This window comes from Ruegeria sp. BHSB196 (genome assembly GCF_059613135.1).
In genome coordinates this window covers 20,895-46,587 of record NZ_JBXWRY010000007.1, presented here as the reverse complement: position 1 = coordinate 46,587, position 25,693 = coordinate 20,895, and the positions used below count along the sequence as shown (strand labels likewise).

The 25,693-nt window shown below is 63.6% G+C and carries 21 protein-coding genes and 1 tRNA gene; 9 read left to right on the top strand and 13 right to left on the bottom strand.

What is annotated here, in order from left to right; translation table 11 throughout:
- Positions 1–12: 12 nt before the first annotated feature.
- Positions 13–1,461, bottom strand: coding sequence for an IMP dehydrogenase (gene guaB, locus AC2FNJ_RS06210; RefSeq protein ID WP_496763274.1), 1,449 nt, complete (start codon positions 1,459–1,461; stop codon positions 13–15).
- A gap of 252 nt (positions 1,462–1,713) precedes the next feature.
- On the opposite strand from guaB, the gene AC2FNJ_RS06205 reads away from it, so the two are divergent.
- The 3 genes from AC2FNJ_RS06205 to AC2FNJ_RS06195 all read left to right on the top strand — a co-directional run bounded on the left by AC2FNJ_RS06205 (position 1,714) and on the right by AC2FNJ_RS06195 (position 4,753).
- Positions 1,714–3,759, top strand: coding sequence for an ASKHA domain-containing protein (locus AC2FNJ_RS06205; protein WP_496763273.1), 2,046 nt, complete (start codon positions 1,714–1,716; stop codon positions 3,757–3,759).
- A 24-nt stretch (positions 3,760–3,783) separates the two neighbouring features.
- Positions 3,784–4,641, top strand: coding sequence for a class I SAM-dependent methyltransferase (locus AC2FNJ_RS06200; RefSeq protein ID WP_496763271.1), 858 nt, complete (start codon positions 3,784–3,786; stop codon positions 4,639–4,641).
- 38 nt (positions 4,642–4,679) lie between these two features.
- Positions 4,680–4,753: transfer RNA gene (locus AC2FNJ_RS06195), tRNA-Gly, on the top strand.
- Positions 4,754–4,850: 97 nt separating this feature from the next.
- Here AC2FNJ_RS06195 and AC2FNJ_RS06190 read toward each other — a convergent pair.
- From AC2FNJ_RS06190 to zwf, 4 genes are all read right to left on the bottom strand, one after another.
- The gene (locus AC2FNJ_RS06190) at positions 4,851–6,476 is read right to left on the bottom strand and encodes a long-chain-fatty-acid--CoA ligase (protein WP_496763270.1); all 1,626 of its coding nucleotides are present in this window, start codon (positions 6,474–6,476) and stop codon (positions 4,851–4,853) included.
- A 182-nt stretch (positions 6,477–6,658) separates the two neighbouring features.
- Positions 6,659–8,269, bottom strand: a complete 1,611-nt coding sequence (gene pgi, locus AC2FNJ_RS06185) for a glucose-6-phosphate isomerase (RefSeq protein ID WP_496763269.1) — start codon at positions 8,267–8,269, stop codon at positions 6,659–6,661.
- 9 nt (positions 8,270–8,278) lie between these two features.
- Complete coding sequence (pgl, locus tag AC2FNJ_RS06180) at positions 8,279–8,950, bottom strand: 6-phosphogluconolactonase (protein ID WP_496763268.1); 672 nt, start codon at positions 8,948–8,950, stop codon at positions 8,279–8,281.
- Positions 8,947–10,401: a glucose-6-phosphate dehydrogenase gene (gene zwf / locus AC2FNJ_RS06175; protein ID WP_496763266.1), complete on the bottom strand. Its 1,455-nt coding sequence runs from the start codon at positions 10,399–10,401 to the stop codon at positions 8,947–8,949. Before zwf ends, pgl begins: the two co-directional genes overlap by 4 nt.
- 161 nt (positions 10,402–10,562) lie before the next feature.
- Between zwf and AC2FNJ_RS06170 the strand changes: the two genes are divergently transcribed.
- A complete protein-coding gene (locus AC2FNJ_RS06170; protein WP_496763265.1) occupies positions 10,563–11,516 on the top strand; it encodes a radical SAM protein in 954 nt (317 codons plus the stop codon).
- 3 nt (positions 11,517–11,519) lie between these two features.
- On the opposite strand, the gene AC2FNJ_RS06165 is transcribed toward AC2FNJ_RS06170, so the two are convergent.
- Both AC2FNJ_RS06165 and AC2FNJ_RS06160 read right to left on the bottom strand, forming a co-directional pair.
- Entirely contained in the window at positions 11,520–12,218 is a 699-nt protein-coding gene (locus AC2FNJ_RS06165; protein ID WP_496763264.1) for a lipid-binding SYLF domain-containing protein, read from the bottom strand.
- Between the two features lie 198 nt (positions 12,219–12,416).
- A complete protein-coding gene (locus AC2FNJ_RS06160) occupies positions 12,417–12,686 on the bottom strand; it encodes an usg protein (RefSeq protein ID WP_496763263.1) in 270 nt (89 codons plus the stop codon).
- Positions 12,687–12,907: 221 nt separating this feature from the next.
- Here AC2FNJ_RS06160 and gyrA point away from each other — a divergent pair, with 221 nt between their 5' ends.
- The gene (gene gyrA, locus AC2FNJ_RS06155; protein WP_496763360.1) at positions 12,908–15,604 is read left to right on the top strand and encodes a DNA gyrase subunit A; all 2,697 of its coding nucleotides are present in this window, start codon (positions 12,908–12,910) and stop codon (positions 15,602–15,604) included.
- Between the two features lie 41 nt (positions 15,605–15,645).
- Here the strand turns inward: gyrA and AC2FNJ_RS06150 are convergent, their stop codons facing one another.
- From AC2FNJ_RS06150 to AC2FNJ_RS06140, 3 genes are read right to left on the bottom strand one after another with little or no spacing between them, the layout of a single operon-like run.
- Entirely contained in the window at positions 15,646–17,115 is a 1,470-nt protein-coding gene (locus tag AC2FNJ_RS06150) for a carboxypeptidase M32 (RefSeq protein ID WP_496763262.1), read from the bottom strand.
- A 5-nt stretch (positions 17,116–17,120) separates the two neighbouring features.
- Positions 17,121–18,266, bottom strand: a complete 1,146-nt coding sequence (gene ctaA, locus AC2FNJ_RS06145) for a heme A synthase (RefSeq protein WP_496763261.1) — start codon at positions 18,264–18,266, stop codon at positions 17,121–17,123.
- 60 nt (positions 18,267–18,326) lie between these two features.
- On the bottom strand, positions 18,327–19,070 hold the full coding sequence (locus tag AC2FNJ_RS06140) for an RNA methyltransferase (RefSeq protein WP_496763260.1): 744 nt from the start codon (positions 19,068–19,070) through the stop codon (positions 18,327–18,329).
- A gap of 158 nt (positions 19,071–19,228) precedes the next feature.
- On the opposite strand from AC2FNJ_RS06140, the gene AC2FNJ_RS06135 reads away from it, so the two are divergent.
- Positions 19,229–19,849, top strand: coding sequence for a thiamine phosphate synthase (locus AC2FNJ_RS06135; RefSeq protein WP_496763259.1), 621 nt, complete (start codon positions 19,229–19,231; stop codon positions 19,847–19,849).
- Here AC2FNJ_RS06135 and AC2FNJ_RS06130 read toward each other — a convergent pair.
- Positions 19,846–20,994: a HupE/UreJ family protein gene (locus AC2FNJ_RS06130; protein WP_496763257.1), complete on the bottom strand. Its 1,149-nt coding sequence runs from the start codon at positions 20,992–20,994 to the stop codon at positions 19,846–19,848. The genes AC2FNJ_RS06135 and AC2FNJ_RS06130 overlap by 4 nt on opposite strands.
- A 164-nt stretch (positions 20,995–21,158) precedes the next feature.
- On the opposite strand from AC2FNJ_RS06130, the gene AC2FNJ_RS06125 reads away from it, so the two are divergent.
- The 3 genes from AC2FNJ_RS06125 (at position 21,159) to AC2FNJ_RS06115 (ending at position 23,719) form a co-directional block, all read left to right on the top strand.
- Entirely contained in the window at positions 21,159–22,052 is an 894-nt protein-coding gene (locus tag AC2FNJ_RS06125) for a PfkB family carbohydrate kinase (RefSeq protein WP_496763256.1), read from the top strand.
- Positions 22,049–22,966, top strand: coding sequence for a pseudouridine-5'-phosphate glycosidase (locus AC2FNJ_RS06120; RefSeq protein WP_496763255.1), 918 nt, complete (start codon positions 22,049–22,051; stop codon positions 22,964–22,966). Before AC2FNJ_RS06125 ends, AC2FNJ_RS06120 begins: the two co-directional genes overlap by 4 nt.
- A gap of 75 nt (positions 22,967–23,041) precedes the next feature.
- A complete protein-coding gene (locus AC2FNJ_RS06115) occupies positions 23,042–23,719 on the top strand; it encodes a DUF502 domain-containing protein (protein ID WP_496763254.1) in 678 nt (225 codons plus the stop codon).
- Here AC2FNJ_RS06115 and AC2FNJ_RS06110 read toward each other — a convergent pair whose 3' ends face one another.
- Together AC2FNJ_RS06110 and AC2FNJ_RS06105 are read right to left on the bottom strand one after the other, a co-directional pair.
- Positions 23,720–24,745 carry a patatin-like phospholipase family protein gene (locus AC2FNJ_RS06110; protein ID WP_496763253.1) on the bottom strand — a complete coding sequence of 342 codons (1,026 nt, stop codon included), beginning with the start codon at positions 24,743–24,745 and terminating at the stop codon, positions 23,720–23,722.
- 46 nt (positions 24,746–24,791) lie between these two features.
- Positions 24,792–25,565, bottom strand: a complete 774-nt coding sequence (locus tag AC2FNJ_RS06105) for a 3-hydroxybutyrate dehydrogenase (protein ID WP_496763252.1) — start codon at positions 25,563–25,565, stop codon at positions 24,792–24,794.
- Positions 25,566–25,693: the final 128 nt, after the last annotated feature.

The window sequence follows — 25,693 nt, the reverse complement described above, 5'->3', positions numbered from 1 at the left end:
CAACGCATGATGTCAGCCGGCGCGATAGTTCGGACTTTCGCGGGTGATCTGCACGTCATGCACATGGCTTTCTTTGAGCCCCGCACCGGTGATCCGAACGAAACGGCAGTTGTTGCGCATCTCTTCGATATTGGCGCATCCGGTGTATCCCATCGCCGCCTTCAGACCGCCGACGAGCTGATGGATCACCGCGCTGGCCGACCCCTTGTAGGGCACCTGGCCTTCGATCCCCTCGGGCACCAGCTTGTCGCTTGCGGCATCTTTCTGAAAATACCGATCCGCCGAGCCGCGCGCCATGGCTCCCAGACTGCCCATGCCCCGGTAGGACTTGAAGGACCGCCCCTGATACAGGATCACTTCTCCGGGGCTTTCGTCGGTGCCCGCGATCATCGAACCGACCATGGCACATGACGCACCGGCCGCGATGGCCTTGGCGAAATCGCCCGAGAACTTGATGCCGCCGTCGGCGATGACCGGCACGTCGCCGGCCGCTTCGGCGCAGTCCATGATCGCGGTCAGTTGCGGCACGCCGACCCCGGCCACCATCCGGGTCGTGCAGATGGAGCCCGGCCCGATGCCGACCTTGACCGCATCGGCGCCGGCGTCGATCAGGGCTTTGGTCGCCTCCGCCGTCGCGACATTGCCGGCGATGATCTGTACTTCGTTCGACAGGGTCTTGACCCGTTTGACGGCATCCAGCACACCGGCGGAATGGCCGTGGGCCGTATCGACCACGATGATGTCCACCCCGGAGTCGACCAGAGCTTCGGACCGCTCGAACCCGGAATCCCCGACCGAGGTCGCCGCCGCAACCCGGAGCCGCCCCAGACGGTCTTTGCAGGCCGAGGGGTTCAGCACCGCCTGTTCGGTGTCCTTGAGCGTCAGCAGACCGGTCAGCTTGCCGCCGCCATCGACCACCAGAAGTTTCTCGATCCGGCGGGCCTTCATCAGGCTCTTGGCCTCTTCCAGGTCCGCAGGTTCCTTCAGCATCGCAAGGTTGTCCGAGGTCATCATGACCCGGATGGGCGTGTCGTCCGAGGTCGCAAAGCGCATGTCGCGATTGGTGACGATGCCCACCACCCGGCCGCCATCGTCAACCACCGGAAACCCGGTGAAGTTGTACCGCTGGACCAGCGCCTTGGCGTCGGCCAGCGTCTGGTCGGGGCGCAGAGTGACGGGGTTGTAGACGATCCCCGATTCGAAACGCTTGACCCGCCGGACCTCGCGCGCCTGATCCTCGACGCTCAGGTTCTTGTGGATCACGCCCATGCCCCCCGCCTGCGCCATGGCGATCGCCATGCGCGATTCGGTCACCGTATCCATGGCCGAGCTGAGCAAAGGGATGTTCATGCTGATTTCGCGCGTGACCCGCGTCACCGTGTTTGCGGTGGACGGCAGCACCGACGAAGCCGCCGGAACCAGTAGAACGTCGTCAAAGGTGAGAGCCTCACGAATCTGCATTTCTCATTCCCATGCAAAACCCCGTTTGGCGGTGACCCTATGGCATGGTTTCCGGCCGAGGGAAAGCCCCCTGCCCGGTTTCCGCGTCGACGGACCGACCCGGTGCGGAGAACCGATCCGATCCGCGACGTTCGGCTTGGCGGTGCAAAAACGACGCAACAGGTTCAAAACCTGCCGTTCAACGCCCTTTCCCTTTTCCCACAAACCCATATCTTGCGCGGCAGACGCGCGAACACCAAAGGCAGACACTCCATGACCACCGATCCACTTGTCGTCTTTACTCCATCAGGCAAACGCGGCCGTTTTCCGGTCGGCACCCCGATCCTGACCGCCGCGCGCCAGCTCGGCGTGGATCTGGACTCGGTCTGCGGCGGGCGCGGGATCTGCTCCAAATGCCAGATCACGCCCTCCTATGGCGAGTTTCCCAAGCATGGCGTGACCGTCAAGACGGACGCGCTCAGCGCGTGGAACGCGGTCGAGCAGCGGTATGACGACAAGCGCGGGCTGAAACCGGGGCGGCGGCTGGGGTGCCAAGCGACGGTCCAGGGCGATGTGGTGATCGACGTGCCCCCCGAAAGCCAGGTGCACAGACAGGTGGTCCGCAAGGCGGCGACGGCGCGCGCGATCACCATGGATCCGGCCACCCGCCTGTACTTCGTGGTCGTGGAAGAGCCCGACATGCACTCGCCCACCGGCGACCTGGAGCGGCTGGAGCGCGCCTTGCGCCAGCAATGGGGTATTGAGGCGGTGACTGCGGACCTGCCGCTTCTGGCCAAACTCCAGCCGGTTCTGCGCAAGGGCAAGTGGGAAGTCACCGTCGCCCTGCACAAAGGGCACAAGGACACGACCGCCCGAATCGTCGAAATCTGGCCCGGGCTGCACGAAGGCGGCCTTTTCGGCCTGGCCATCGACCTGGGTTCGACGACGATCGCCGCCCATCTGACGGACCTGGATACCGGCGAGGTCAAGGCATCCTCGGGGCTGATGAACCCGCAGATCCGCTTTGGCGAGGATCTGATGAGCCGCGTGTCCTACGCGATGATGAACCCCGGCGGCGACCGGGAAATGACCGCCGCGGTGCGCGAGGCCATCAACGATCTGACGCAAGCCATCGCGGACGAGGCAGGCATCGCCCCCGACCTGATCGTCGAGACCGTGTTTGTGTGCAATCCGGTGATGCACCACCTGCTCCTCGGACTCGATCCCGTCGAACTGGGTCAGGCGCCATTTGCTCTGGCCACCTCCGAAAGCCTGTCCCTGCCCGCCCGCGAGTTGGGTTTGACCGCCATGAACGCCCGAGCGCAGGTCTATGTCCTGCCCTGCATCGCCGGTCATGTCGGCGCCGATTGCGCGGCGGTGGCCCTGTCCGAAGAGCCCGGCAAATCCGAAGATCTCGTGCTGATCGTCGATGTGGGCACGAACGCGGAAATCCTGCTTGGCAACAAGAGCCGGGTGCTTGCCTGCTCGTCGCCGACCGGCCCCGCCTTCGAAGGGGCCCAGATCAGCTCGGGCCAACGCGCGGCGCCCGGAGCCATCGAGCGGATCGAGATCGACCCCGTGACCAAGGAACCCCGGTTCCGGGTCATCGGCTCGGACAAATGGTCGGACGAAGACGGGTTCGAGGCGGAAATCGCCACCACCGGCATCACCGGCATCTGCGGTTCGGGCATCATCGAGGCCGTCGCGGAAATGCGCCTGGCCGGTTTGCTGGACGAAAGCGGCCTCATTGGCTCGGCCGAGCAGACCGGCAGCGCCCGCTGCATCCCCGAGGGGCGCACCCATGCCTACCTGATTCACGACGCCACCGCAGACGGTGGGCCGCGCATCACCGTGACCCAGGGCGACATCCGCGCCATACAGCTGGCAAAATCCGCACTTTATGCGGGCGCACGTTTGCTGATGGACGAGATGAACGTGGACAAGGTTGATCGCATCGTATTGGCCGGGGCGTTCGGCGCGCATATCTCGACCAAACACGCGATGGTGCTGGGCATGATTCCCGACGCCCCGCTCGAGAAGGTCACGAGTGCCGGAAACGCCGCCGGCACTGGCGCGCGCATCGCCCTTTGCAACATTGCCGCGCGGGCCGAGATCGAGCGGGTGGTCCGCGAAATCACCAAGGTCGAGACCGCGATCGAACCCAAGTTCCAGGAACATTTCGTCGCCGCCAACGCGATCCCGCACAAATCAGACCCGTTCCCGGAACTGGCCAAGGTCGTCTCGCTTCCGGCCCCGTCCTTCAACACCGGTGGCGGCGACGAAGACAAGTCTGGCCGCCGCCGTCGTCGGCGGGCATAGTCGGCCCCCGAGAGGGGGACGATCATGCACAAGGACAATCTGGAACAAGCGGAGTACTGGGGTCGATCGGCGTCCGGGGCGAAATGGCTGACCTACGAAGACCGGATCGACGCGGCCTTTGCCCCGGTTCTCGATCTGCTGTTCGGTCGGGCGGGTCTGGCCGCAGGCATGCGGGTGTTGGACATCGGATGCGGTACGGGTGACAGTACGCTGCGGGCCGCACGTCTGGTCGGTCCGGGCGGCCATGTCCAAGGCGTGGACATATCGGAACCCTTTCTGGAGCGTGCGCGTGTGCGGGCAAGGGATGCTGGCGCAGAAAACGCCTCCTTCCGGCTTGCGGATGCCCAGACCGACGCCTTTCCACCCGGCGGTTGGGACGCCGCGATCTCGCGCTTTGGCGTCATGTTCTTCAGCGACACGGCCGCGGCATTCCGGAACATGGCGCGCGCTTTGAAACCCGGCGGCCAGATGACCTTTGCCGCCTGGGGGGAACTGTCGGGGAACCCCTGGTTCCGCATCCCGCATGTCGCCGCCACCTCGCGCCTTGGCCATCCGCCCAAAGTCGATCGCAACGCCCCCGGCCCGCTTGCCTTCCATGACCGCAACAGGGTCGTCAGCCTGATGAGCGATGCCGGTCTGGCCGACATTCGTGCCGAAGCTTTCCACATCCATCTGACACCGCCCGGAACCCTCGACGATGCCGCGGCGCTCTGTACACGGCTCGGGCCGGCCGCGCGGGTCATCGCGCATTTCGAAGGGACCGAAGCCGACATGCTGGCCATTCAGGACGACGTTCGAGAGGCACTGGAACCCTGCGACACCGGGCAAGGCGTCCGGATTCCCGCCACCATCAACCTGTTTCAGGCCCGCCGCGACGCTTGACGCAACCGGGGCGATTGCGTATTCGGATGCTCCGGAGCGCGGGTATGGTGAAAAGGTATCACGCGAGCTTCCCAAGCTTAAGTTACGGGTTCGATTCCCGTTACCCGCTCCAGAGACCCAGGCCGCGCAACAAGTCGTCCGGTCATGCGGCCTGACGGCTGGAAATACGCAGATCGTTCAACGAAACCGACCGGATTTGCGGCGCCCTCTCAGCCTTCCTCGGTCAGAATGTCCGAGAACTGCTCGCGCAGGGTTCGCTTCAACACTTTGCCGGTGGCATTCAGTGGCAGCGCATCGACAAAAACCGCCCGGTCCGGAATCTGCCAATGCGCGATCTTGCCCTCGAAATAGTCCAGAAGCTCCTGTTCCGACGGTTCCTCGCCCTCGGCCTTGACGGCGATCAGCAACGGGCGCTCGTCCCATTTGGGATGTTTCACCCCGACGACCGCGGCGGTTGCCAGTTTCGGGTGGGCCACCGCGATGTTTTCCAGTTCGACCGAACTGATCCACTCGCCCCCGGACTTGATGATGTCCTTGGACCGATCGCGGATGGTCATGTAGCCATCCGGATCCAGCGTCGCGACATCCCCGGTGGCGAACCAGCCATCCTGCAAAAGCCCCTGATCCTGCATCCGGAAATAACTGTCGAGCACCCAATGGCCGCGCACCATCAGGTCGCCCTGCGTCACGCCGTCATGCGGCAGATCTTTGCCATCGTCGTCCACGATCTTCAGCTCCACTCCGAAGGGCGGGCGCCCCTGGTTTTCACGCAGCCTGTATTGATCCTCGAGCGGCAGATCGCGGTGCTTGGCCAGGAAATGGTTGGCGGTGCCCAGCGGACTCATCTCGGACATGCCCCAGGCGTGAACGGTGTCCACGCCATAGGTGTCTCGGAAGGTGGCGATCATCGAGGGCGGGCACGCCGACCCGCCGATGATGGTGCGCTGCAGCGACTCCAGCTTGCTCCCCGACTTCGCGGCTGCCGCCAGAAGACCCTGCCAGATCGTCGGAACGCCCAGCGAGGTGGTGACGCCATACCGGTCGATCAGATCGACCAGCGCCTCGCCCGTCAGGTTCGGCCCCGGCAGCACCATGCGCGACCCCGACATCGCGCAGGCATAGGGCGAGCCCCAGGCGTTGACGTGGAACATCGGTACCACCGGCAGCACGGTATCCATCGCCGAATAGCCGATCACGTCCCGCGTGTTCGAGGCAAAGCTGTGAAGAACGGTGGAACGGTGGGAATACAACACGCCCTTGGGATGGCCCGTGGTGCCGGACGTATAGCAAAGGCTCGACGCGGTGTTTTCGTCGAATGTGGGCCATTCGAACGCGGTATCGCCGGTCTCGATCAACTCGTCGTAGAACAGAAGCCCCGGAATCTGCTCGGCCGCCGTGTCATCGCGCGGCCCCATCAGAACATAGTGGCGCACTTCGGTCAGCTTGTCCCGCAATCCGGCGATCAGGGGCACGAACGTGGCGTCGAAGAACACCACGCGGTCTTCGGCATGGTTGATGATGTAGATCAGCTGTTCGGGAAAGAGGCGCGGATTGATCGTGTGACACACGAAACCAGCACCGGACACCGCATAGTAGATTTCCAGATGTCGGCGGTTGTTCCAGGCGATCGTGGCGACGCGATCCTGCGGGTCGAGTCCCAGCTTCGTCAGCGCCGATCCCAGTCGGCGCGCGTTGACCGCCACATCGGCCCACGTGGTCTCGGTGACGCCGCCTGCGGTCTCCACCGACCAGATCTCGGTCCTGCCGTGATAACGTTCCGCGTGATCAATCAGCGATGAAATCAGCAACGGCTGCGACATCATCTGTCCGAACATGCGCCATCCTCCCCTTTGGCCCACCGGGCAGTTCGCCTGCCCTCAGTTGTCATGTCTCTCGCCGCCCCCATGCAAGGGGGCGCGAAACACCCATTGCAACGACCCTGCCAATCTATGCGGTCAAAGACAACAATCCTCGCATCCGGTGCCGCTACGGCAGGTCCGAGGAAAGGAGCCAGGGCTCACTGGCGGTGGCGCAAGGCATAGGCGACAAGTTCGGCCGTCGATCCGTCCTTGCCCTCGGCACTTGCCTCGCCGTCCACGATCGGCCCCAGCGCAGTGGCCAGTTCCTTGCCAAGTTCCACGCCCCACTGGTCAAAGGAGTTGATGCCCAACAAAACCCCTTCGACAAAGACGCGGTGTTCGTAGAGCGCGATGATCTGGCCCAGCGTGTAGGGGGTGAGTTTGGGGTAGATCAGCGTCGTCGAGGGCCGGTTGCCAGGGAAAACCCGATGCCGCGCCTGTCGCTCCAAATCGTCCCCGTCGTACCCAGTTTCGGCCAGACGGGCGCGCGCTTCGTCCAGCGAGCGGCCGCGCATCAACGCCTCGGACTGCGCCAGGCAATTGGCCAGAAGCAGCCGGTGGTGGTGGGCGAGTTCGGGCTCGTGCCCCTCGGCGGCTACCATGAATTCGCAGGGAACCACGTCGGTGCCCTGATGGATCAGCTGATAGAACGCGTGCTGCCCGTTGGTGCCCGGCTCACCCCAGACGACGGGACCGGACGGGTATGGCAGGGGCGATCCGTCCATGGCGACGGACTTGCCGTTCGATTCCATCTCCAATTGCTGCAGATAAGCCGGCAGACGCAACAGGCGTTGATCATAGGGCAGGACCGCACGGCTGGCATAACCCAGACCCTGACGGTGCCAGATGCCGACCAGCGCCAGCATCACCGGCACGTTCTCGATCCAGTCCGCCGCCCGAAAATGCAGGTCCATCGCCTGCCCGCCGCGCAGGAAGGCGTCAAACGCCTGCGACCCGACGGCGATCATCACCGGCAATCCGATCGGCCCCCAGACCGAATACCGTCCGCCGACCCAATCCGCGAAACCGAATACCCGGTCGGACGGGATGCCGAAGGCTTCGGTCCGATCCAATGCCGAGGACACGGCGGCAAATTGCAGGGCCGGGTCTCCGCCACCCTCCTGCATCCACGCCCGAGCGGTGCGGGCATTCGTCATGGTTTCGATGGTGCCAAATGTCTTGGATGCGACGATGACCAAAGTCCGGCGCGGATCGAGCGGACGCAACGTATCTGCGATATGCGCGCCATCGACATTGGAAACGTAGTGAAGGCGCGGCCCGTCGTGATACGGCGCCAGCGCCAAAGTCGCCATGACCGGCCCGAGATCGGAGCCGCCGATCCCGATGTTCACGACATCCGTGAAGCCGCCGCCGGCCCCCTTGAGGGCGCCGCCGCGCACCTCCTCGGAAAACAGGCGCATCCGCTGCAGCGTGTCGAGCACGCCTGGCATCACATCCTTGCCGTCAACCGCAACCGGACCGCCATCGAGGTTGCGCAGGGCGGTGTGCAGAACCGCCCGGTCTTCGGTCTCGTTGATCTTTTGACCCGCGAACATCGCGGCACGCCGCGCCGCCAGACCGGCGGTCTCGCACAACCGCAGCAGCGCATCGCGAACCTCGTCATCGACCAGGGTCTTGGAATAGTCGAAAAGCAGATCGCCAGCCTGCGCTGAAAACCGCTCCGCCCGCCGGGGGTCGGATTGAAAAAGGTCCAAAATCCGGCAATCGGCGCGTTCCGCCGCGAGGGCCTTCAAGTCATCAAAACCCACGTCCGCCCCCTATTCCGCCCAGTGCACCGTCATACCGCTCATCACCGCGGCGATCGGGGCTTCTTCGGGCGGCAAAGACATCGCGCGCTCCAATGCGTCGCGTTTGCGTTTGCCGTAAATGATGAGGTGCTTGGACAAGGCTCCGTCGAGCACCGGCGCCGTCAACGTGATCCGGGCTTCCGGTTCGGTTTCCGGGCGCGCGACCACCAGGATCGGTGCGTCGTCCTCCAGCGCCGCCATCAGGCCCGGCATCCCCGGAAACAACGAGGCCGTGTGCATGTCCGCACCCATGCCCAGAACAAGCACCGACAAGGGCAGTTCCGGCGCCAGCACCGCCTCGATCTCGGCCAACCCGTCTTCGGGTTCCCGCCCCGGCAGATAGAGCGGCAGAAAGCGTGCGGACGAAGCCCGGTTGACCAGCAGCCGCTCGAGGATCAGACGCGCATTGGACCGCTCGTGATCCTGCGGTACGCAACGCTCGTCGGTGGGCAGGATGCGCACACGGTCCCATTCCAGATCGGCGGCGCACAGGCTGTCAAAGATCGGACCCGGCGTCGTTCCTCCCGGAACGGCGAATGAGGCGGTTTCCTCGTGCAGCAAGACGCCCTCGATCTCGCCGGCCAGCTTGTTTGCCACGTCCATGGCCAGCAGGTCGCGATCCGCGTATTCCAGAAGGTTCATGGCTTGATCCCTTGCCAGTGGCGACCGTCGCGTTTCATCAGCAGCTCGGCGTCGCCGGGGCCGGTGCTGCCGCAGTCGTACGGTTTGGGCACGTCGCCGCGCGCTTCCCAACCCGCGATGATCGGGTCGGTCCAGGCCCAGGCGGCCTCGACCTCGTCGCCGCGCATGAACAGGGTCTGGTTGCCGCGCACCACATCCATGATCAGCCGCTCGTAGGCATCCGGTGGATCGTGGCTCTCCGGACCCAGCGCCTCGGCAAAGCTCATGTCCAGCGGCACATCCACCAGCCGCATGCCGCCCTGCCCCGGCTCCTTGATCGTCACCTTCAGCGTGATGCCCTCGTTCGGCTGCAACCGGATCGACAGGACATTCGCGTGACGCCCCGCATCCGCCCCGAAAATCGAATGCGGCGCGTCCTTGAACATCACGTTGATGACCGAGGACCGGGCGACCAGCCGCTTGCCGGTGCGCAGATAGAACGGCGTCCCCGCCCACCGCCAGTTGCTGATATGGGTGCGCAGCGCGATGTAGCTTTCGGTCGTGGACCGAGGCTTGCCCACCACGTCGCGATAGCCCGGCAGACCGCCTGCGGCCACGAATTGCCCCCTCACGATGTGGTGCGGCTGGACCGGGTCGAGGGCGCGGATCACCTTGAGCTTCTCGTCCCGAACCGCGTCGGGGTCGAACTTTGCGGGGGGCTCCATGGCGATCAGGCACAAGAGCTGCATCAGGTGGTTCTGCATCATGTCCCGCATGGCGCCGGACCTGTCGTAGTAGTCTTCGCGCCCGTCCACACCGACGGTTTCCGCCACCGTGATCTGGATATGATCCACGTACTGGCTGTTCCACAAAGGCTCGAACAGCATGTTGCCGAACCGGACCGCCATCAGGTTTTGGACGGTTTCCTTGCCGAGATAGTGATCGATCCGATAGATCTGCCTTTCCTCGAAATGCCGGGCCAACGTCGAGTTGAGCGCACGGGCGCTGTCCAGGTCATGACCAAAGGGCTTCTCCACCACGATGCGCGTCCGGTCCGTGATCATTCCATGCGCTTCGATTCGTTCGGCGAGACTGCTGAACAGGCTTGGCCCGACCGAAAAGTAGAAGGCGCGGGTCCGATCCGGATGCAGGCGTTGCGCCAGTTCCCGCCAACCGTCCACGCCCTGAGCGTCCATCCGCACGAATCCGACGCGCGCAAGAAACCCGTCGAGCGCCTTTCGGTCTTTTGCCTTGTCGCAGGCGTGTTCGCGCAAATATCCCGCAACCAGCGTCCGATACCCCGGATCGTCGATGTCGCCCCGCGCGGCGCCCAGGATCAACACATCATTGGGCAACTGGCCTGCGCAGTATCGCCGAAACAGCGCCGGAAGGATCTTGCGCCGCGCGAGATCGCCGGTGCCGCCGAAAATGACGAGGTCGAAAGGATCGACGGGGATGACGCGAGAAACCATGTCCTGTCCTTACCGCCGATAGGATTCCATGTCCAATGTTAGCGCAATCATTACAATCATCCCGGATCATCAATTCTCTGTCAGGCCGCGTCGCATCGACTTTAACTTGTGACACGCGTTGGGCTAGATCAACCGAGCAGATTCAACAGCCGGAAGCGGGAATGAGAGACGACGCCCCCCAACGTGCCAATATCGGGAAATTTCAGGACAAATTCGTGACAGCCGATGGTCAGGCGCGCGCTTCCGTCCGCCTGAGCGATCCAAAAACACTGTGGTTCAACACCGGAACCCTCTGCAACATCGAATGCCTGAACTGCTATATCGAAAGCAGCCCTTCGAACGACGAATTGGTTTACATCACGGCGGCCGAGGTGTCTGACTTCCTCGACCAGATCGAGGACCGCAAATGGCCGGTTCGGGAAATCGGGTTCACTGGCGGCGAGCCGTTCATGAACCCTCAGATGATCGAAATGGCGCGGAACGCGTTGGCGCGCGGCCATGACGTGCTGATCCTGACCAACGCAATGCAACCGATGATGCGGCGAACGGTGCGCCAGGGTCTGCTTGCACTGAACGCTTCCTTCGGCGCGCGGCTCACGCTGCGTGTGTCCCTGGACCATTATCACGCCGAGTTCCACGACACCGAACGCGGCAAGGGAAGCTACGCCAAGACCCTCGAAGGCATGGCCTGGCTGCGGGATCACGGGTTCCGCATGACCGTCGCAGGCCGGACCCTGTGGGACGAGACCGAATCGCAAAGCCGCGCGGGATTTGCGCGGCTGTTTGCCGAGCACGGTTTCGACATCGACGCTGACGACCCGGCCCAAACCGTACTGTTCCCGGAAATGGACGAAACCGCCGAGGTTCCCGAGATCACGACCGCGTGCTGGGGCATTCTGAACAAGTCGCCCGCGGATGTGATGTGCGCCAGTTCGCGGATGGTCGTGAAACACAAGGGCGCCGCGAAACCGGCGGTGCTGGCCTGTACGCTCCTGCCCTATGCCCCGGAATTCGAACTTGGATCGACTCTTGCGGAGGCCGAAACCGACGTTCATCTCAACCATCCGCATTGCGCCAAGTTCTGCGTCCTCGGCGGGGCCAGCTGTTCGGCCTGATCCTCAGTTGAGTTCGGGAGACTTCCAGTATTTCGTGCCCGACGCACTGGCGGCAACGCGCCAGCCCGTCTTGCCGAGCACAAAGAACGAGCGGCCGTCGGTAAATCTGACGGTTTCCTCGGATTTCTCGTCGCCATACATGGCGCCGGTTTCCGCTGTGGCGTCATAGCCGTCGGTCACGAATTTCAGGAAATCGCCTTCGGTTTCGAACAGGATCACGAATTGCGTTTCGAACCCGCCAATTCCCAACGCCGCCCCAACGCCGCCTGTTCCCATGTTCATGTAGGTTCGGCTGCCGTCCAGTTTGGAAACGGCGACACCGCGCCCGTAGCCCGCGGAGACCGGAAAGACGGTGATCTTTCGCGTGTCGAACGCCGCGTAGCCGGCGCTGAGGTCATACAGCCGCGCAGCCTCGGGGTTTTCCGCCAGCAGCCGCCGTAGGATGTCATCCGCCATGGCATCGAGCTTTGCGCGGGTTTCTTCCGGCGTGGCTTCGTTTGTGACGAGTTCCGTGGTGGAGTCGATGGTCTCACCCAGTTTGTCGGCCCCTTTGCCGATCGTATCGCCGACTTTCTCGGCACCGCGCCCAACTGCGTCGGCGGTGTTTTCGGCGCCCTTCTTGACCTTGTCCAGCAATCCTTGCCCGGACACGGGACCACACAGGACGACTGCGGTCATCGCCGCCAGAATGTTCTTGATCATGGGCCCTCGCAATCCCTCACACCTGCATCTGGTCGCGAGTTTAGCGCGGTCAGGTCCAAATCACACGCACGGGTTTTCGTGCGGCCGGAAGGATTAACGCGCTGGCACCATCCGTGGTGGCCAAGGCTGTTGGCATTTCCCTTCAGCACCTTCCGTTCAGGCCCTGCGAAAGGCCAAAACGGACAGGGCGAAACAGGTTCAGTTCAGCCTGAACTCACCCACGACGTTTCGCCATTCACCGGATGACAGCATCTTGCGGTGGGTGAAGCGGACGGAGTGAAGCGGGCCCTCGATTTCGCGCTGCCAGAATTCGATGAACCCGAACAATTTCGGGTGGTCGGGCGCAATGTCGTAATCCTGCCAAATGAACGTGTTGAGCACATGAATATAGTCGGGCATTCGGTAAAAAATCTCTGCCGTCGTCAGCCCGTACCCCTTGAGCATCAGTTCGGTCTCGGTTGTTTTCATGGAGCCTCCGGTTGTTGCCTCGGTCTCTCTACGATAGCACGGAATCCGCCGATCGCGCACGAAAACAATGCGTTACCGCGCCGTCAAACGGCGGCGCGCGGTTTCGGGTGCCGCTTGCTTGCACCTTATGTGCCAAGTCTGATAAGGTGCATCCACAAGATATAGACCCTGCACAAAGAACGGGCAGCTAAGTGAGCGATACGCCAGAAACTCCTGAAAACATGGACGAAATGCCGCCGGAACGCCCCACATATGACGGGCCGACGGTTTCGATCGAATCCGAGATGCGCAACTCGTATCTCGACTACGCGATGTCGGTCATCGTCAGCCGCGCGATTCCGGATCTGCGGGACGGTCTGAAACCCGTACATCGGCGCATCCTCTATGCCATGCACGAGACCGGAAACACCCATGACAAGCCCTATCGCAAGTCGGCCCGCCCGGTCGGCGACGTGATGGGTAAGTACCACCCGCACGGGGATTCGGCGATCTACGACGCTCTGGTGCGGATGGCGCAGGATTTTTCGATGTCGCTGCCCCTGCTCGACGGCCAGGGCAACTTCGGCTCGATGGACGGCGACAATCCCGCCGCCATGCGCTACACCGAGGTTCGGATGGACAAACCCGCCTCGGCCCTGCTGGCGGATATCGAGAAAGACACGGTCGATTTTCAGGACAACTACGACGGCAAGGACAAGGAACCCACCGTCCTGCCCGCCCGGTTTCCCAACATGCTGGTCAACGGCGCCGGCGGCATCGCGGTCGGCATGGCCACCAACATCCCGCCGCACAACCTTGGCGAGGTGATCGATGCCACACTGGCGCTGATCGACGACCCGGATCTGACCAGCGAGCAGTTGATCGACTACGTTCCCGGCCCCGATTTTCCGACCGGCGGTCTGATGCTGGGGCGCTCGGGCGCGCGCAAGGCGTATCTCGAAGGCCGCGGCAGCGTGATCATCCGCGCCAAGACCCGCGTCGAGGAACTGCGCAAGGACCGCTTTGCCATCGTCGTGGACGAGATCCCCTATCAGGTGAACAAGGCCGCCATGATCGAAAAGATCGCCGAAGCGGTCCGCGAAAAGCGCATCGAGGGTGTCAGCCACGTCCAGGACGAATCCGACCGTTCCGGCGTGCGCGTGGTGGTCGAGCTGAAACGCGACGCGACGCCCGAAGTGGTGCTGAACCAGCTGTACCGCTTCACGCCCATGCAGACCTCGTTCGGCTGCAACATGCTGGCGCTGAACGGGGGGCGCCCCGAGCAGCTGACCCTGCGCCGGTTCCTGACCTGCTTCATCGACTTCCGCGAAGATGTCGTTGCACGGCGCACCGCCTTTGACCTGCGCAAGGCGCGGGAACGCAGTCATGTCCTGTGTGGACTGGCCGTCGCGGTGTCGAACGTGGACGAGGTGGTTGCCACCATCCGGTCGTCGGCCGATGCCGCGGAGGCGCGCGAAAAGCTGATGACGCGCCGATGGCCCGCCGCCGACATCGCGGACTACATTCGCCTGATCGACGATCCTACCCATACCATGAATGAGGACGGCACCTACAACCTGTCTGAAACGCAGGCCCGCGCGATCCTCGATCTGCGGCTTCAGCGGCTGACGCAGTTGGGGGTCAAGGAAGTCACCGACGAACTGGAAGACCTGGCAGGCAAGATCAAGGAATACCTGGAGATCCTCGGCTCGCGCGAACGCATCATGGGTATCATCGCCGACGAGCTGCGCGAAGTGAAAGAGAGCTTCGCCGTCCCGCGCCGCACCGAGATCGTCGATTGGTCCGGCGACATGGAGGACGAAGACCTGATCGAGCGCGAGGACATGGTCGTGACCGTGACCTCGGGCGGCTACATCAAGCGCACCCCGCTGGCCGAGTTCCGCGCCCAGAAACGCGGCGGCAAGGGCCTGTCGGGCATGCAGACCAAGGAAGAGGACGTGGTCACGACCCTCTTCGTGGCCAACACCCATACGCAGCTGCTGTTCTTCACCACCGATGGCATGGTCTACAAGCTCAAGACCTGGCGGCTTCCGCAAAGCGGGCGAACCGGCAAGGGCAAGGCCATCGTCAACATCCTGCCGATCCCCAACGGTGTCTCGATTGCCGCTGTCATGCCGGTGGACGTGCCGGACGAGGAATGGGAAAACCTGCAGATCGTCTTCGCCACCAGTGCCGGCGACGTGCGCCGCAACGCGCTGAGCGATTTCACCAACGTCAAGCGCAACGGCAAGATCGCCATGGACCTGCCCGACGGCGTGGAACTGGTGAACGCGCGCATCTGTTCGGAAGATGACGACGTGATGCTGGTCACGAATTCCGGCCGCGCCATCCGGTTCCCCACCACGGATGTGCGCGTCTTCAAGGGTCGCAAATCCACCGGCGTGCGCGGTATCCGCCTGACCAATGGCGACCGTGTGGTGTCGATGTCGGTGATCCGCCATTTCGAGGCCACCCCCGATGAACGCGCCGCCTATCTCAAGATGCGCCGGCTCATGGCCGGCATCACGGACGACACGGACGTTGACGAGGACGAGGGCAATGCCGACAGCATCCTGCCGCAGGAACGCTACGCCGAAATGTCGGCGGCCGAAAACCTGATCCTGACGATCACGGCCGGCGGTTCGGGCAAGCTCAGTTCGTCGCACGACTATCCGGTGCGCGGCCGTGGCGGGATGGGCGTTGCAGCCATGGACAAGGCCATGCGGGGCGGCGCGGTCGTGGCCTCGTTCCCCGTCGAGATCGACGATCAGATCATGCTGATCACGTCCACCGGGCAATCCATCCGTGTGCCGGTCGAGGGCATTTCATTCCGGTCCAGATCCGCAGGCGGCGTCCGCGTGTTCAAGACCGGCCCGGAAGAAGAGGTCGCGAGCGTTGCCTGGATTGCGGATCAGGGTGAGGACGGCGTGGACGCATAGCGGAAGAGCGAGTCGCCCGCCGGGCTGCGCGCGGAGGCGGGCTATATCCCGTACAGCTGGCCGAACTTGTTCTCCAGATACTTCAGCAGTGGTTCCGGACCCGGCTTTTGCCCGCTGGCGCGCTCGATGATCTCGCGCGGGGCATAGAGCCCGCCAAACCGTTGCAGGTTCTCCCGCAGCCACCCGGTCGCACCTGTGGTGTCGCCCCGCGCCAGATCCGCATCCAGGGTCGGGGCGGCGGCACGCAGCGCCTCGTACAAGCACCCCGCATAGACGTTGCCCAATGCGTAGGTAGGGAAATAGCCGAACAGCCCCACCGACCAGTGCACGTCCTGAAGACATCCGTTCGAGGGTTTGTCTACCGGATAACCGAAATCCGCCGCGAACCTGTCGTTCCAGGCGGCTTCCAGATCGGACACTTCGAGATCACCCGCCATCAGCGCGCGCTCAAGATCAAAGCGCAGCATGATGTGAAGGTTGTACTGCACCTCATCGGCCTCGGTCCGGATATAGCCGTTGTGGACCCGATTGACCGCCGCATAGAACGCGTCTTCACCGTCGATTCCGAAATCTCCGAACATGTCGGTCATCTGCCCGAACAGCCAGCCGGTGAATGCACGCGAACGTCCCAGCTGGTTCTCGTAGATCCGGCTCTGGCTTTCGTGCACACCCATCGACACGCCCCGGCCCAGCGGCGTCAGCGCATAGGCAGGATCGATGCCCTGTTCATAGGCCGCGTGGCCAACCTCGTGAATGGTGGAATAAAAGCAGTTGAACGGATCGGTCTCGGAGGTGCGCGTGGTGATCCTGACATCCGCCCCACTGCCCGAGCTGAATGGATGCACGGCCTTGTCCACCCTGCCCCGGCTCAGATCATAGCCGAAGGTCACGGCCAGCTTGTGCGACAGTTGCATCTGTTTCAGCTCGTCGAAGGTACCGGACAGGCCGTTCGGCATCGGCCGCTCCAACAGCGCGGCCCGCAGCGCCACCAATCGCGGACGCATGGCATTGAAGATCGCGGCGATCTGGTCGCCGGTGGTGTAGGGTTCGTAATCCTCGACCAACGCATCATAGACGTTGCCGCCCCGGGCCAGCGCGGCGCCCTCTTCGCGTTTCAGGGCAACGACTTCCCGGAGCACCGGCAGGAATGCCCGAACGTCCTCGTCGGCCCGGGCCCGCGCCCAGATGCCCTGTGCCCGCGAGGTCAGCCGGGCGATCGCCTTGGCCAGATCCGCCGGCACCTTGCACGCGCGGTCATAGGCGCGGCGGATTTCCCGCAGCTGCGCGTCGCTGACCTCACAGGTCGCCTCGGCCCGCTCCAACCAGTCGCCCACGCGCGGGTCCGAGCGGCGCGCGTGAAGCACCGCCTCGATCACGGCCATCTCCTCGCTCCGCTGTTCGGCCGCGCCGCGCGGCATCACGGTTTCCTGATCCCAGCCGAGCCGGCCGGCGATCTGGCTCAGGGCCGAGGTTTCGCGCTGAAACGCCATCAGTTCGTCATAGGCAGTCATGAGGTTCACGCTCCGCGCAGCGAGGTTGCGATTGGGTAGGCCGAAAGGAACCGCGCCCGCAGGATCAGGGTCCAGAGGACGACGGCAAGAAGCTGATGCAAAATGGCGATCTGCCACGGCGCGCCATAAAGAATGGTCAGGACGCCAACGACCACCTGTAGGGTCAGAACGGCGAACATGGCGTTGAACGCAAACCGGGTTCGGGGATGCGCGCTGGTGCCGCCGCGGAGCCAGACAAAGACGCCAAAAGCCCAGAGCAGATACCCGACGCAGCGGTGAATGAACTGCACGAGGCCGGGGCTCTCGAAGTAGTTGCGCCACAGCGGTTCCAACACCGTCGCGTCCGGCGGCAGCCATTGCCCGCCGATCAAAGGCCAGTCGGTAAAGGACCGGCCCGCATCGATCCCTGCAACCAGGGCGCCGATCAGGATCTGCAGGAAGGCAAAATGCAAAAGCCCGGTCGAAAGGGAAAAGAGCCTTGCCTCCTTCACACGCCGGGCCTGCATCAGGTCGCGTTCCTCACGCCCCAACAGGAATATGTACCAGGCCAGAAACCCGAGGATGACGAAGGCCAGACCGAGATGCACGGCGAGACGGTAGCTCGCAACCGAGGTCATCCCCTCGCCTTGAGTCACGCCGGACGCGACCATCCACCATCCGACCGCGCCCTGTACGCCGCCCAGCACACCGGGGAGCAGCAGCCGGCCGGTCCAGCCAGCCGGGATTTTTCGCGCCGACAGAAAGCCCAGGAAACCAACCGCCCAGACCAGACCGACCACCCGGCCGAGCTGCCGGTGCCCCCATTCCCACCAGTAGATGGTCTTGAAGTCGTCCAGTTCCATCCACTGATTCTGGATGCGCCATTGGTCGATCTGCTTGTACTTGTCGAATTCCGACTGCCAGTCGGCTGCGTTCATCGGCGGGATGGCCCCCGTGATCGGACGCCATTCGGTGATGGACAGGCCGCTGTCGGTCAGACGTGTCAGACCGCCCACCACGATCATGGCGACAACCAGCGCGAACAGGATCGTCAGCCACAGCCGGATGCCGCGCCGTGCGCCGCCGCGTCCGCGGTCGATCATGCCGGGCTGCGCCGTTCCCTGCTTGTCGTCGCCCCTGACTTCTTCGAATATGCTGCGCTTGCCGCTCATGCCGTTCTCTCGTCCTGAATTTCAACGCAAGCTAGGGCCGGCCGGGCGCGAGGTCCAGTGTCAGCCCTTTTCCTTCCACCGGACCATCTGCCGCATGATCCCGTGCAGCATTTGGACATCCGCGCGGGTCATCCGCATCCGCGACCACAGGTTCCTGAGATTGATCTTCATTCCCTCGGCCTTTTCCGGGGGAAAGAAGAAGCCGGCTTGCTCCAACCGCTCTTCGTAGTGTTCGACAAGTTTTTCGACTTCGACTCCTGTGGCCCAGTCACCCTTGCCGAGGTCGGTCGTCTCATGCACGACCTCGCCGGTCTGACGCATCCATTCATAGGCCGTCAGCAACACGCATTGCGCAAGGTTGAGCGACGCGTATTCCGGATTGACCGGGACCGAGATGATCGCATTCGCCCGCGCGATGTCCTCGTTATCCAACCCGGCCCGCTCGGGTCCGAACAAGACCGCCACCTGTTCACCCGCCGCGACCTTTTCCGCCGCGATCCGCATGGCGCGTTCGGGGCTGTAGACCGGTTTGGTCAGTCCGCGCTGCCGGGCGGTGGTGGCGAAGACATAGGTGCGGTCCGCCAATGCGGTGCCAAGGTCGTCGAAGAGTTGCGCTTCGTCCAGCAAGCGCCCGGCGCCGCTGGACATGGCGACAGCCTTTGGGTTCGGCCAGCCGTCGCGTGGCGCAACGACCCGCATCCGGTCCAGACCGAAGTTCCACATCGCCCGCGCTGCGGCGCCGATGTTCTCGCCCAATTGCGGGCGCACGAGCACGAAAGAAGGTTGGGCCTTGTCGATGGGCATGTCCTACTCCAGAAATCCCGCCTGCTCTAATGCGCCAGCCAGGACAGGGCAAGCGGCTGCGGGCACACCTGTTGCACATCCTTGCCGTGGCGGCATAAAAGATTGCTTCCCGCGCGCATTCCGCTAAACCGCGCGCAGGTCAAAACCAAGGAACACCGATGCAACCGCCCGAGCAGCCGCAGATCTACCTCATCACCCCTCCGGCCTTCGACCTGGATACCTTCCCGGACCGTCTGGCGCGCGTTCTGGACGGGGTCGAGATCGCGTGTCTGCGACTCGCCCTGGCCGGAAAGGACGAGGACGCGATCGCCCGCGCCGCCGATACCTGCCGCGAAGTGGCCCATGCCCGCGACGTTGCCTTGGTGATTTCGAACCATGTCCTGCTGGCCCAGCGGCTGGGTCTGGACGGCGTGCATCTGGACGACGCCGCGCGTTCGGTACGGGCGGCGCGCAAGGAACTGGGCGCCGATGCCATCGTGGGCAGTTTTTGCGGAGCATCGCGCCATGACGGCATGACCGCAGGCGAGGCCGGAGCCGACTACGTGGCGTTTGGCCCGGTGCGGGCATCGACGTTGGGCGACGGCTCGGTTGCCGAGGCCGAGCTTTTCCAGTGGTGGTCGGAGATGATCGAGGTTCCGGTCGTGGCAGAAGGCGGCCTGAACCGCGAACTCGTTCGCGCATTGGCGCCCCACACCGATTTCTTCGGCATCGGCGAAGAAATCTGGAACGGCGAAGATCCGCTGGAAGACCTCAAGGAACTGATGGCGGCAATGGTTTAGACCAGCACGCCTCTCTGCATTATACTGTAACCGGCGGCTGCTGCGACCAGAAACGACAGCGGAATCGCGATCCGGCCGCGATACCAGGTCTTGCGACCAAAACTGATCCCGAGGATCAGGAACAGCGCCACCACGACCGCAATGACCCCAGTTTCGACACCGACCAGAAAGCCGGCAAGCGCGGCAATATACTGCGCCGGCGGCAGGCCGAGGTCATGCAGGCCATCGGCAAGCGCCAGACCATGCGCCACGCCGAACGCCAGGATGACGAGCAGTCGCCACAGGCGCAGACGCTGCGCCAGAATGTTTTCCGCCGCGATGGCAAGGATAGACACCATGATCAGCGCATCCACGGTGGGACGCGGCAGATACAGAAACCCCGTCGCTGCGCCAGCGACCGAGAGCCAGATTGCCAGCGAGAACGCCGCGACCTGCCAAAACACCGGGCGCAAACGGGGAGACAACAGAAAGATCGCCACGAGGAACGCGATCTGGGCGCGCCCGCCGGGCAGAATCCGATCGAACCCCGTAGGTACGTAGGCAAGAAGATATTCCTTGGGCGCCGCGGTCGCACCCCCTGCAAGCGGTATTTTCGGCCCGCGCTCGCCGCCCCGCAAAAGGCCCGTGTAGGGATCCTCGACCCGCTGTTGTCGGAGCACCAGCCGGCCGCTTCCCTCGGGCCACGCAAACTGCACGTTTCGCACTTGCGCCGGCAAGTCCGCGGTCAGGATGATCGTCGAGACGCGCGGCTCGTCCGGATCGCCGACGACGGGAATCCGCGTGCCCTCGTAGTTCAGTTCCAGTGGCTCGCCGGCTTCCACCCGCAGGCGGGTCATCCAGGGGCGGAGGAATTCGCGCACCATCGGCTCGAACTCGGCCGAACTCAGCCGGCGCAGCTGGTCGTAGCGCCGCGAAACCGTTGCATCGGACGTGTCCTTGACGCTGTCCATGTCGATTTCGGCAACCAACGCCTCGGCATTGGTGTGGATCTCCAGATACAATGTGCCGTCCTGAACCCAGAAATCGCACACGGTCGGCCGGATTTCCTGCGCCGCCGACCGCAGCGGAAACGCACAAAGAAAAAAGACACCCAGAACACCGGCAATGGCCCGCGCTGCCACCTTTGCTTTGTGGATTTTCAACATGTCTTTTCCGAATGCAGAGTCGTGAAAGAGGGCCGAAAACGTGTCACTTCGCAGCTTTGATCCGATCCATCCCCTGTGCAAGGGGCAAGCGGACCGGTCGCCGCGGATCCGGTGCCCGGTCCTTCGCACTTGCGCCCGCTTCGGCGCTGCGGCATGACGGCCGAATGACGCAGACCACCGACATCCTGTGCATCGGGTCCGTCCTCTGGGACGTCATCGGCCGTTCGGCCAGCCATATGCGGCAGGGCTCGGACGTGCCCGGTCGGATCACGCGGCTTCCCGGCGGCGTGGCCATGAACATTGCAATGACGCTGGTCCGGTTCGGAATGACGCCGACCTTGTTGACCGCCATCGGGCGCGATCCCGAGGGCGACGATCTGGTTGCCTCCTGCGCGCGTCTCGGGATGAACACGCAACACATCTATCGCTCCGACGACCTTCCCACCGACCGCTACATGGCCGTCGAGGGCGCCAACGGCCTGATCGCGGCCATCGCGGATGCGCATTCGCTCGAAGCGGCGGGGGCCAAGATCCTGCACCCCCTGACGAAAGGCCCCCTGGGAAGCGCCGATGCACCGTTCGAAGGGCCGATTGCGCTCGACGGAAACCTGACCCTCGACCTTCTCGAGGACATCGCCCGCAGCCCAGCTTTCGACCGCGCCGACCTGCGGGTTGCACCGGCGTCGCCCGGCAAGGCCGAACGCCTTCTGCCTTTTCTGCAGCGTGCGCGCGCGACGCTCTATGTGAACCTGGAAGAGGCGGGTCTGCTCTGCCAGCGCACGTTCGCGGATTCCGCCAGCGCAGCGCAGGGATTGCTGGATCGCGGCGCGCTCAGAGCCCTTGTCACCGATGGCGGCAATAGCGCCACCGACGCCAGCGCCGACGGCGTAATCACCCAAACCCCGCCGAAGGTTCTGGTCACGCGCGTGACCGGCGCGGGCGACACGTTCATGGCGGCCCACATCGCCGCCGAATCGACCGGTGCAAGCCGTGACGAGGCCCTGGCCCGTGCGTTGAACGCCGCCGCAACCTATGTCTCCGGAGAAACGCCCCTGTGATCGACATCCAGTACTCCCACGAAGTTCGCGCCGCCAAAGAGGCGGGCCAGCCGATCGTCGCCCTCGAAAGCACGATCATCACCCATGGGATGCCTCACCCGCAGAACATCGAAGTCGCGGCGCAGGTCGAGCAGGACATCCGCGATGCCGGGGCCGTTCCAGCCACGATTGCAGTGATCGAGGGCAAGCTGCATGTGGGGCTGGAACAGGATCAACTGACCGCGCTCGGCCAAGCCCAAGGCGTGGCAAAGATCTCGCGTGCAGACATGGCGGTTTGCATGTCCACCGGCGGAACCGGCGCCACCACCGTGGCCGCCACGATGATCGCCGCGCGGATTGCGGGACTCGAGGTGTTTGCCACCGGCGGGATCGGAGGCGTGCATCAGGGGGCCGAGACCAGCTTCGACATTTCCGCCGACCTGCACGAACTGGCACAGACACCCGTCACGGTCGTGGCCGCCGGAGCCAAGGCGATTCTCGACCTGGCCAAGACGCTGGAGGTTCTGGAAACGCTGGGCGTTCCTGTCATCGCCCACGGACAGGATGCGTTTCCCGCCTTCTGGTCAGCGCAATCTCCGTTCAAGGCCCCGCTGCGAATGGACCGGCCCGAGGACATCGCCCGTGCCCACGCCACACGCCGGGCTCTCGGGCTGCCCGGCGGCCAGCTGGTCGCCAACCCGATCCCCGAGGCAGACCAGATTCCGGCCCAAGAGCTTGCCCCGATCATAGCCGCCGCGCAATCGGATGCCGAAACGCATCGGATCACGGGCAAGGGCGTCACGCCCTATCTCCTGCAGCGCATCTTCGAACAAACCGACGGCCGTTCGCTGACCGCCAACATCGCGCTGGTGCGCAACAACGCGCGGCTGGCCGCCAAAATCGCAATCGCGCTGAACACGCTCAACACAGGCTGAGGGAATTTGCATCGCAAGCTATTGTGCCGCTGCGGCAAACTGCCTAACTAGATCGGCGGACGACCCGAGACTGCGATGAACACACCCTTCGACGAAGAACCCAACCCCCGGCCCGGTCTTTTTGCCGGGTTGCGGGCCTCGTTCCTGACCGGGATCGTGGTCATCGCACCGGTCTGGCTCACGGCCTGGCTGATTCTGTCCGTCGTCGGCTGGATCGACAGCGCGGTCCTGCCGCTGATCCCGCAACAGTTCCGCCCCGAACAGTACATCGGCATCAACCTGCGTGGTGTCGGGGTCATCATCTTCCTGATCTTCACGGTGATCGTCGGCTGGATCGCAAAAGGCATTCTCGGCCGGTCGCTGATCCATTTCGCCGAAAGCCTGGTGGCGCGGATGCCGGTCGTGCGATCGGTCTATTCCGGCATCAAGCAGATCTCCGAGACCGTCTTTGCACAAACGGAGCGGTCCTTCGAGAAGGCGTGCCTGATCGAATACCCGCGCCGGGGCATCTGGGCGATCGGGTTCGTCTCGACCACGGCCAAAGGTGAAATCTCGAAAAAGACGGCTGACGGCGAGGAGTTGCTGAGCGTCTTCGTCCCGACCACGCCCAACCCGACCTCGGGGTTTCTTCTGTTCTTTCCGGCCTCGGACGTGATCATCCTCGACATGACCATCGAGGACGCCGCCAAGCTGGTGATCTCGGCAGGGCTTGTCTATCCCAACTCGAAAGACCCGAGCCAACCACCCGAGTGATCAGCCGAACATCGTGGGCAGGTCCACAGTGCTGCGCGCGCCCAGATCGGACTTGTGATCGCTCAGAAAACGGTCGGCAGCCGCGCGGCCAGCTTGCTTCAATCGGTTCAAGACGACGGGTGTCGGAACCAGCTTGGTAGCAACCGACAGGCTGTTCATCAGGTCGTCATCGGCGATCATGTGAACATGAACCCGTTTCATTTCGCCGGCCTTCAGTTTGCCATCCTGCAACAAACGCTGCACGAAATTGATGGCCCGCAACTCACGCAGGAGCGAGGAGTTGAAACTGATCTCGTTGATGCGGTTCTGGATCTGCTGCGGCGTGCGCGGGATCGCATCCCGTTCCAGGGGATTGATGTTCACGACGATCACATCCCCCGGCAATTCATCGACGAACAACGGAAACAGCGCGGGATTGCCGGTAAAGCCGCCGTCCCAATAGGCTTCCATCCGTTCCGACTTGGGATCATGGATTTCCACTGCCTGAAACAGGTTCGGCAAGCAGGCCGAGGCCAAGATGGCGTCGGTCGAAATCTCTTCCCGCGTAAAGACCCGGATCTTGCCGCTGCGCACGCAGGTCGCGCAGATGAACAGGTCCGGCCCCTCATCGGCGCATACGTTGTCATAGTCGAACCGGTCCACGACCGCGGCGAGCGGATTCACGTAGAACGGCCCATAGGCATAGGGCGACACCATCCGCGACCAGGTATCGGCAAAGGAAAACGGCACCGAATACTCAATGGCCTGGGCCAGATGGGCCACGTCGAGTTCCCGCATCCAGTTCGCGATGCGCAGGTCGCCCACCGCGCCCATGCTCTTCCAAAGATCGTTCAGCGTTTCGCGCGCGCCGTCGCGCCCGCCCTTGACCATCCCGGCCTTGAAGGCCGCACCGTTCAATGCACCCGCGGACGTTCCGGTGATCGCCGCCACCTCGACATCCTCTTGGTCAAGGAACCGGTCCAGAACGCCCCAGGTGAATGCCCCGTGTGCACCGCCGCCCTGCAAGGCCAGATTGACACGTTTCATCGGTTTCACCCCTTTGCTGGTGCGGTCTCGGGCCGTTCCGGCGCCGTCAGAGCGCCGTCCAACCGCCATCGACCGAGATCGTGGTTCCGGTGATCTGTGCGGCAGCATCGGAACACAGGAAGACCACCGTACCGCCCAGTTGCTCGACCGTTGCGAACTCCTTGGATGGTTGCCGCTGGAGCATGACGTTCTTGATCACGTCCTCGCGGCTCATGTTGTATTCCTTCATCGTGTCGGGAATCTGCGCCTCGACCAACGGAGTCAGGACGTATCCGGGACAGATCGCATTGCAGGTGATCGGCTCCTGCGCGGTCTCCAGCGCCACGGTCTTGGTCATTCCGACGACGCCGTGCTTGGCCGACACATAGGCCGCCTTGAAGGGCGAGGCGGTCAGGCCATGGGCCGAGGCGATGTTGACCACCCTGCCCCAGCCCGCCGCCCGCATCATCGGCAACGCCGCCGCGGTCGTGTGAAAGACCGAGTTCATGTTGATCGCGATGATCGCGTCCCATTTGTCCACCGGAAAGCTGTCGATTGGCGAGACATGCTGGATGCCGGCATTGTTGACTAGAATGTCGCAAGCCCCAGCCTGTTCGATCAGCGCGCGGCACTCGTCGCCTTTGGACATGTCGGCCTTGATGTAGCGCGCGTTCACGCCGGTGTCCTGAGCGATTTCGGCGGCCAAGGCGTGGTCTTCGTCGCGGTCGGTGAAGGAGTTCAGCACGACATCCGCACCGGCCTTGGCCAACTCTTTCGCTATGCCCAATCCGATCCCGGAATTCGAACCGGTGATGATGGCTGTCTTTCCCGACAATGACATGATGACTCTCCCGTTGTGCTGAAACGATTGTCCGCGAGATTGCCATGCTGCACCTGCAAAGAAAACGGGGAAACTTTGCGGAAACCGGCCATGTCGGGTTTCGCGCCTTGGGCTGGGCTTTCTCATGC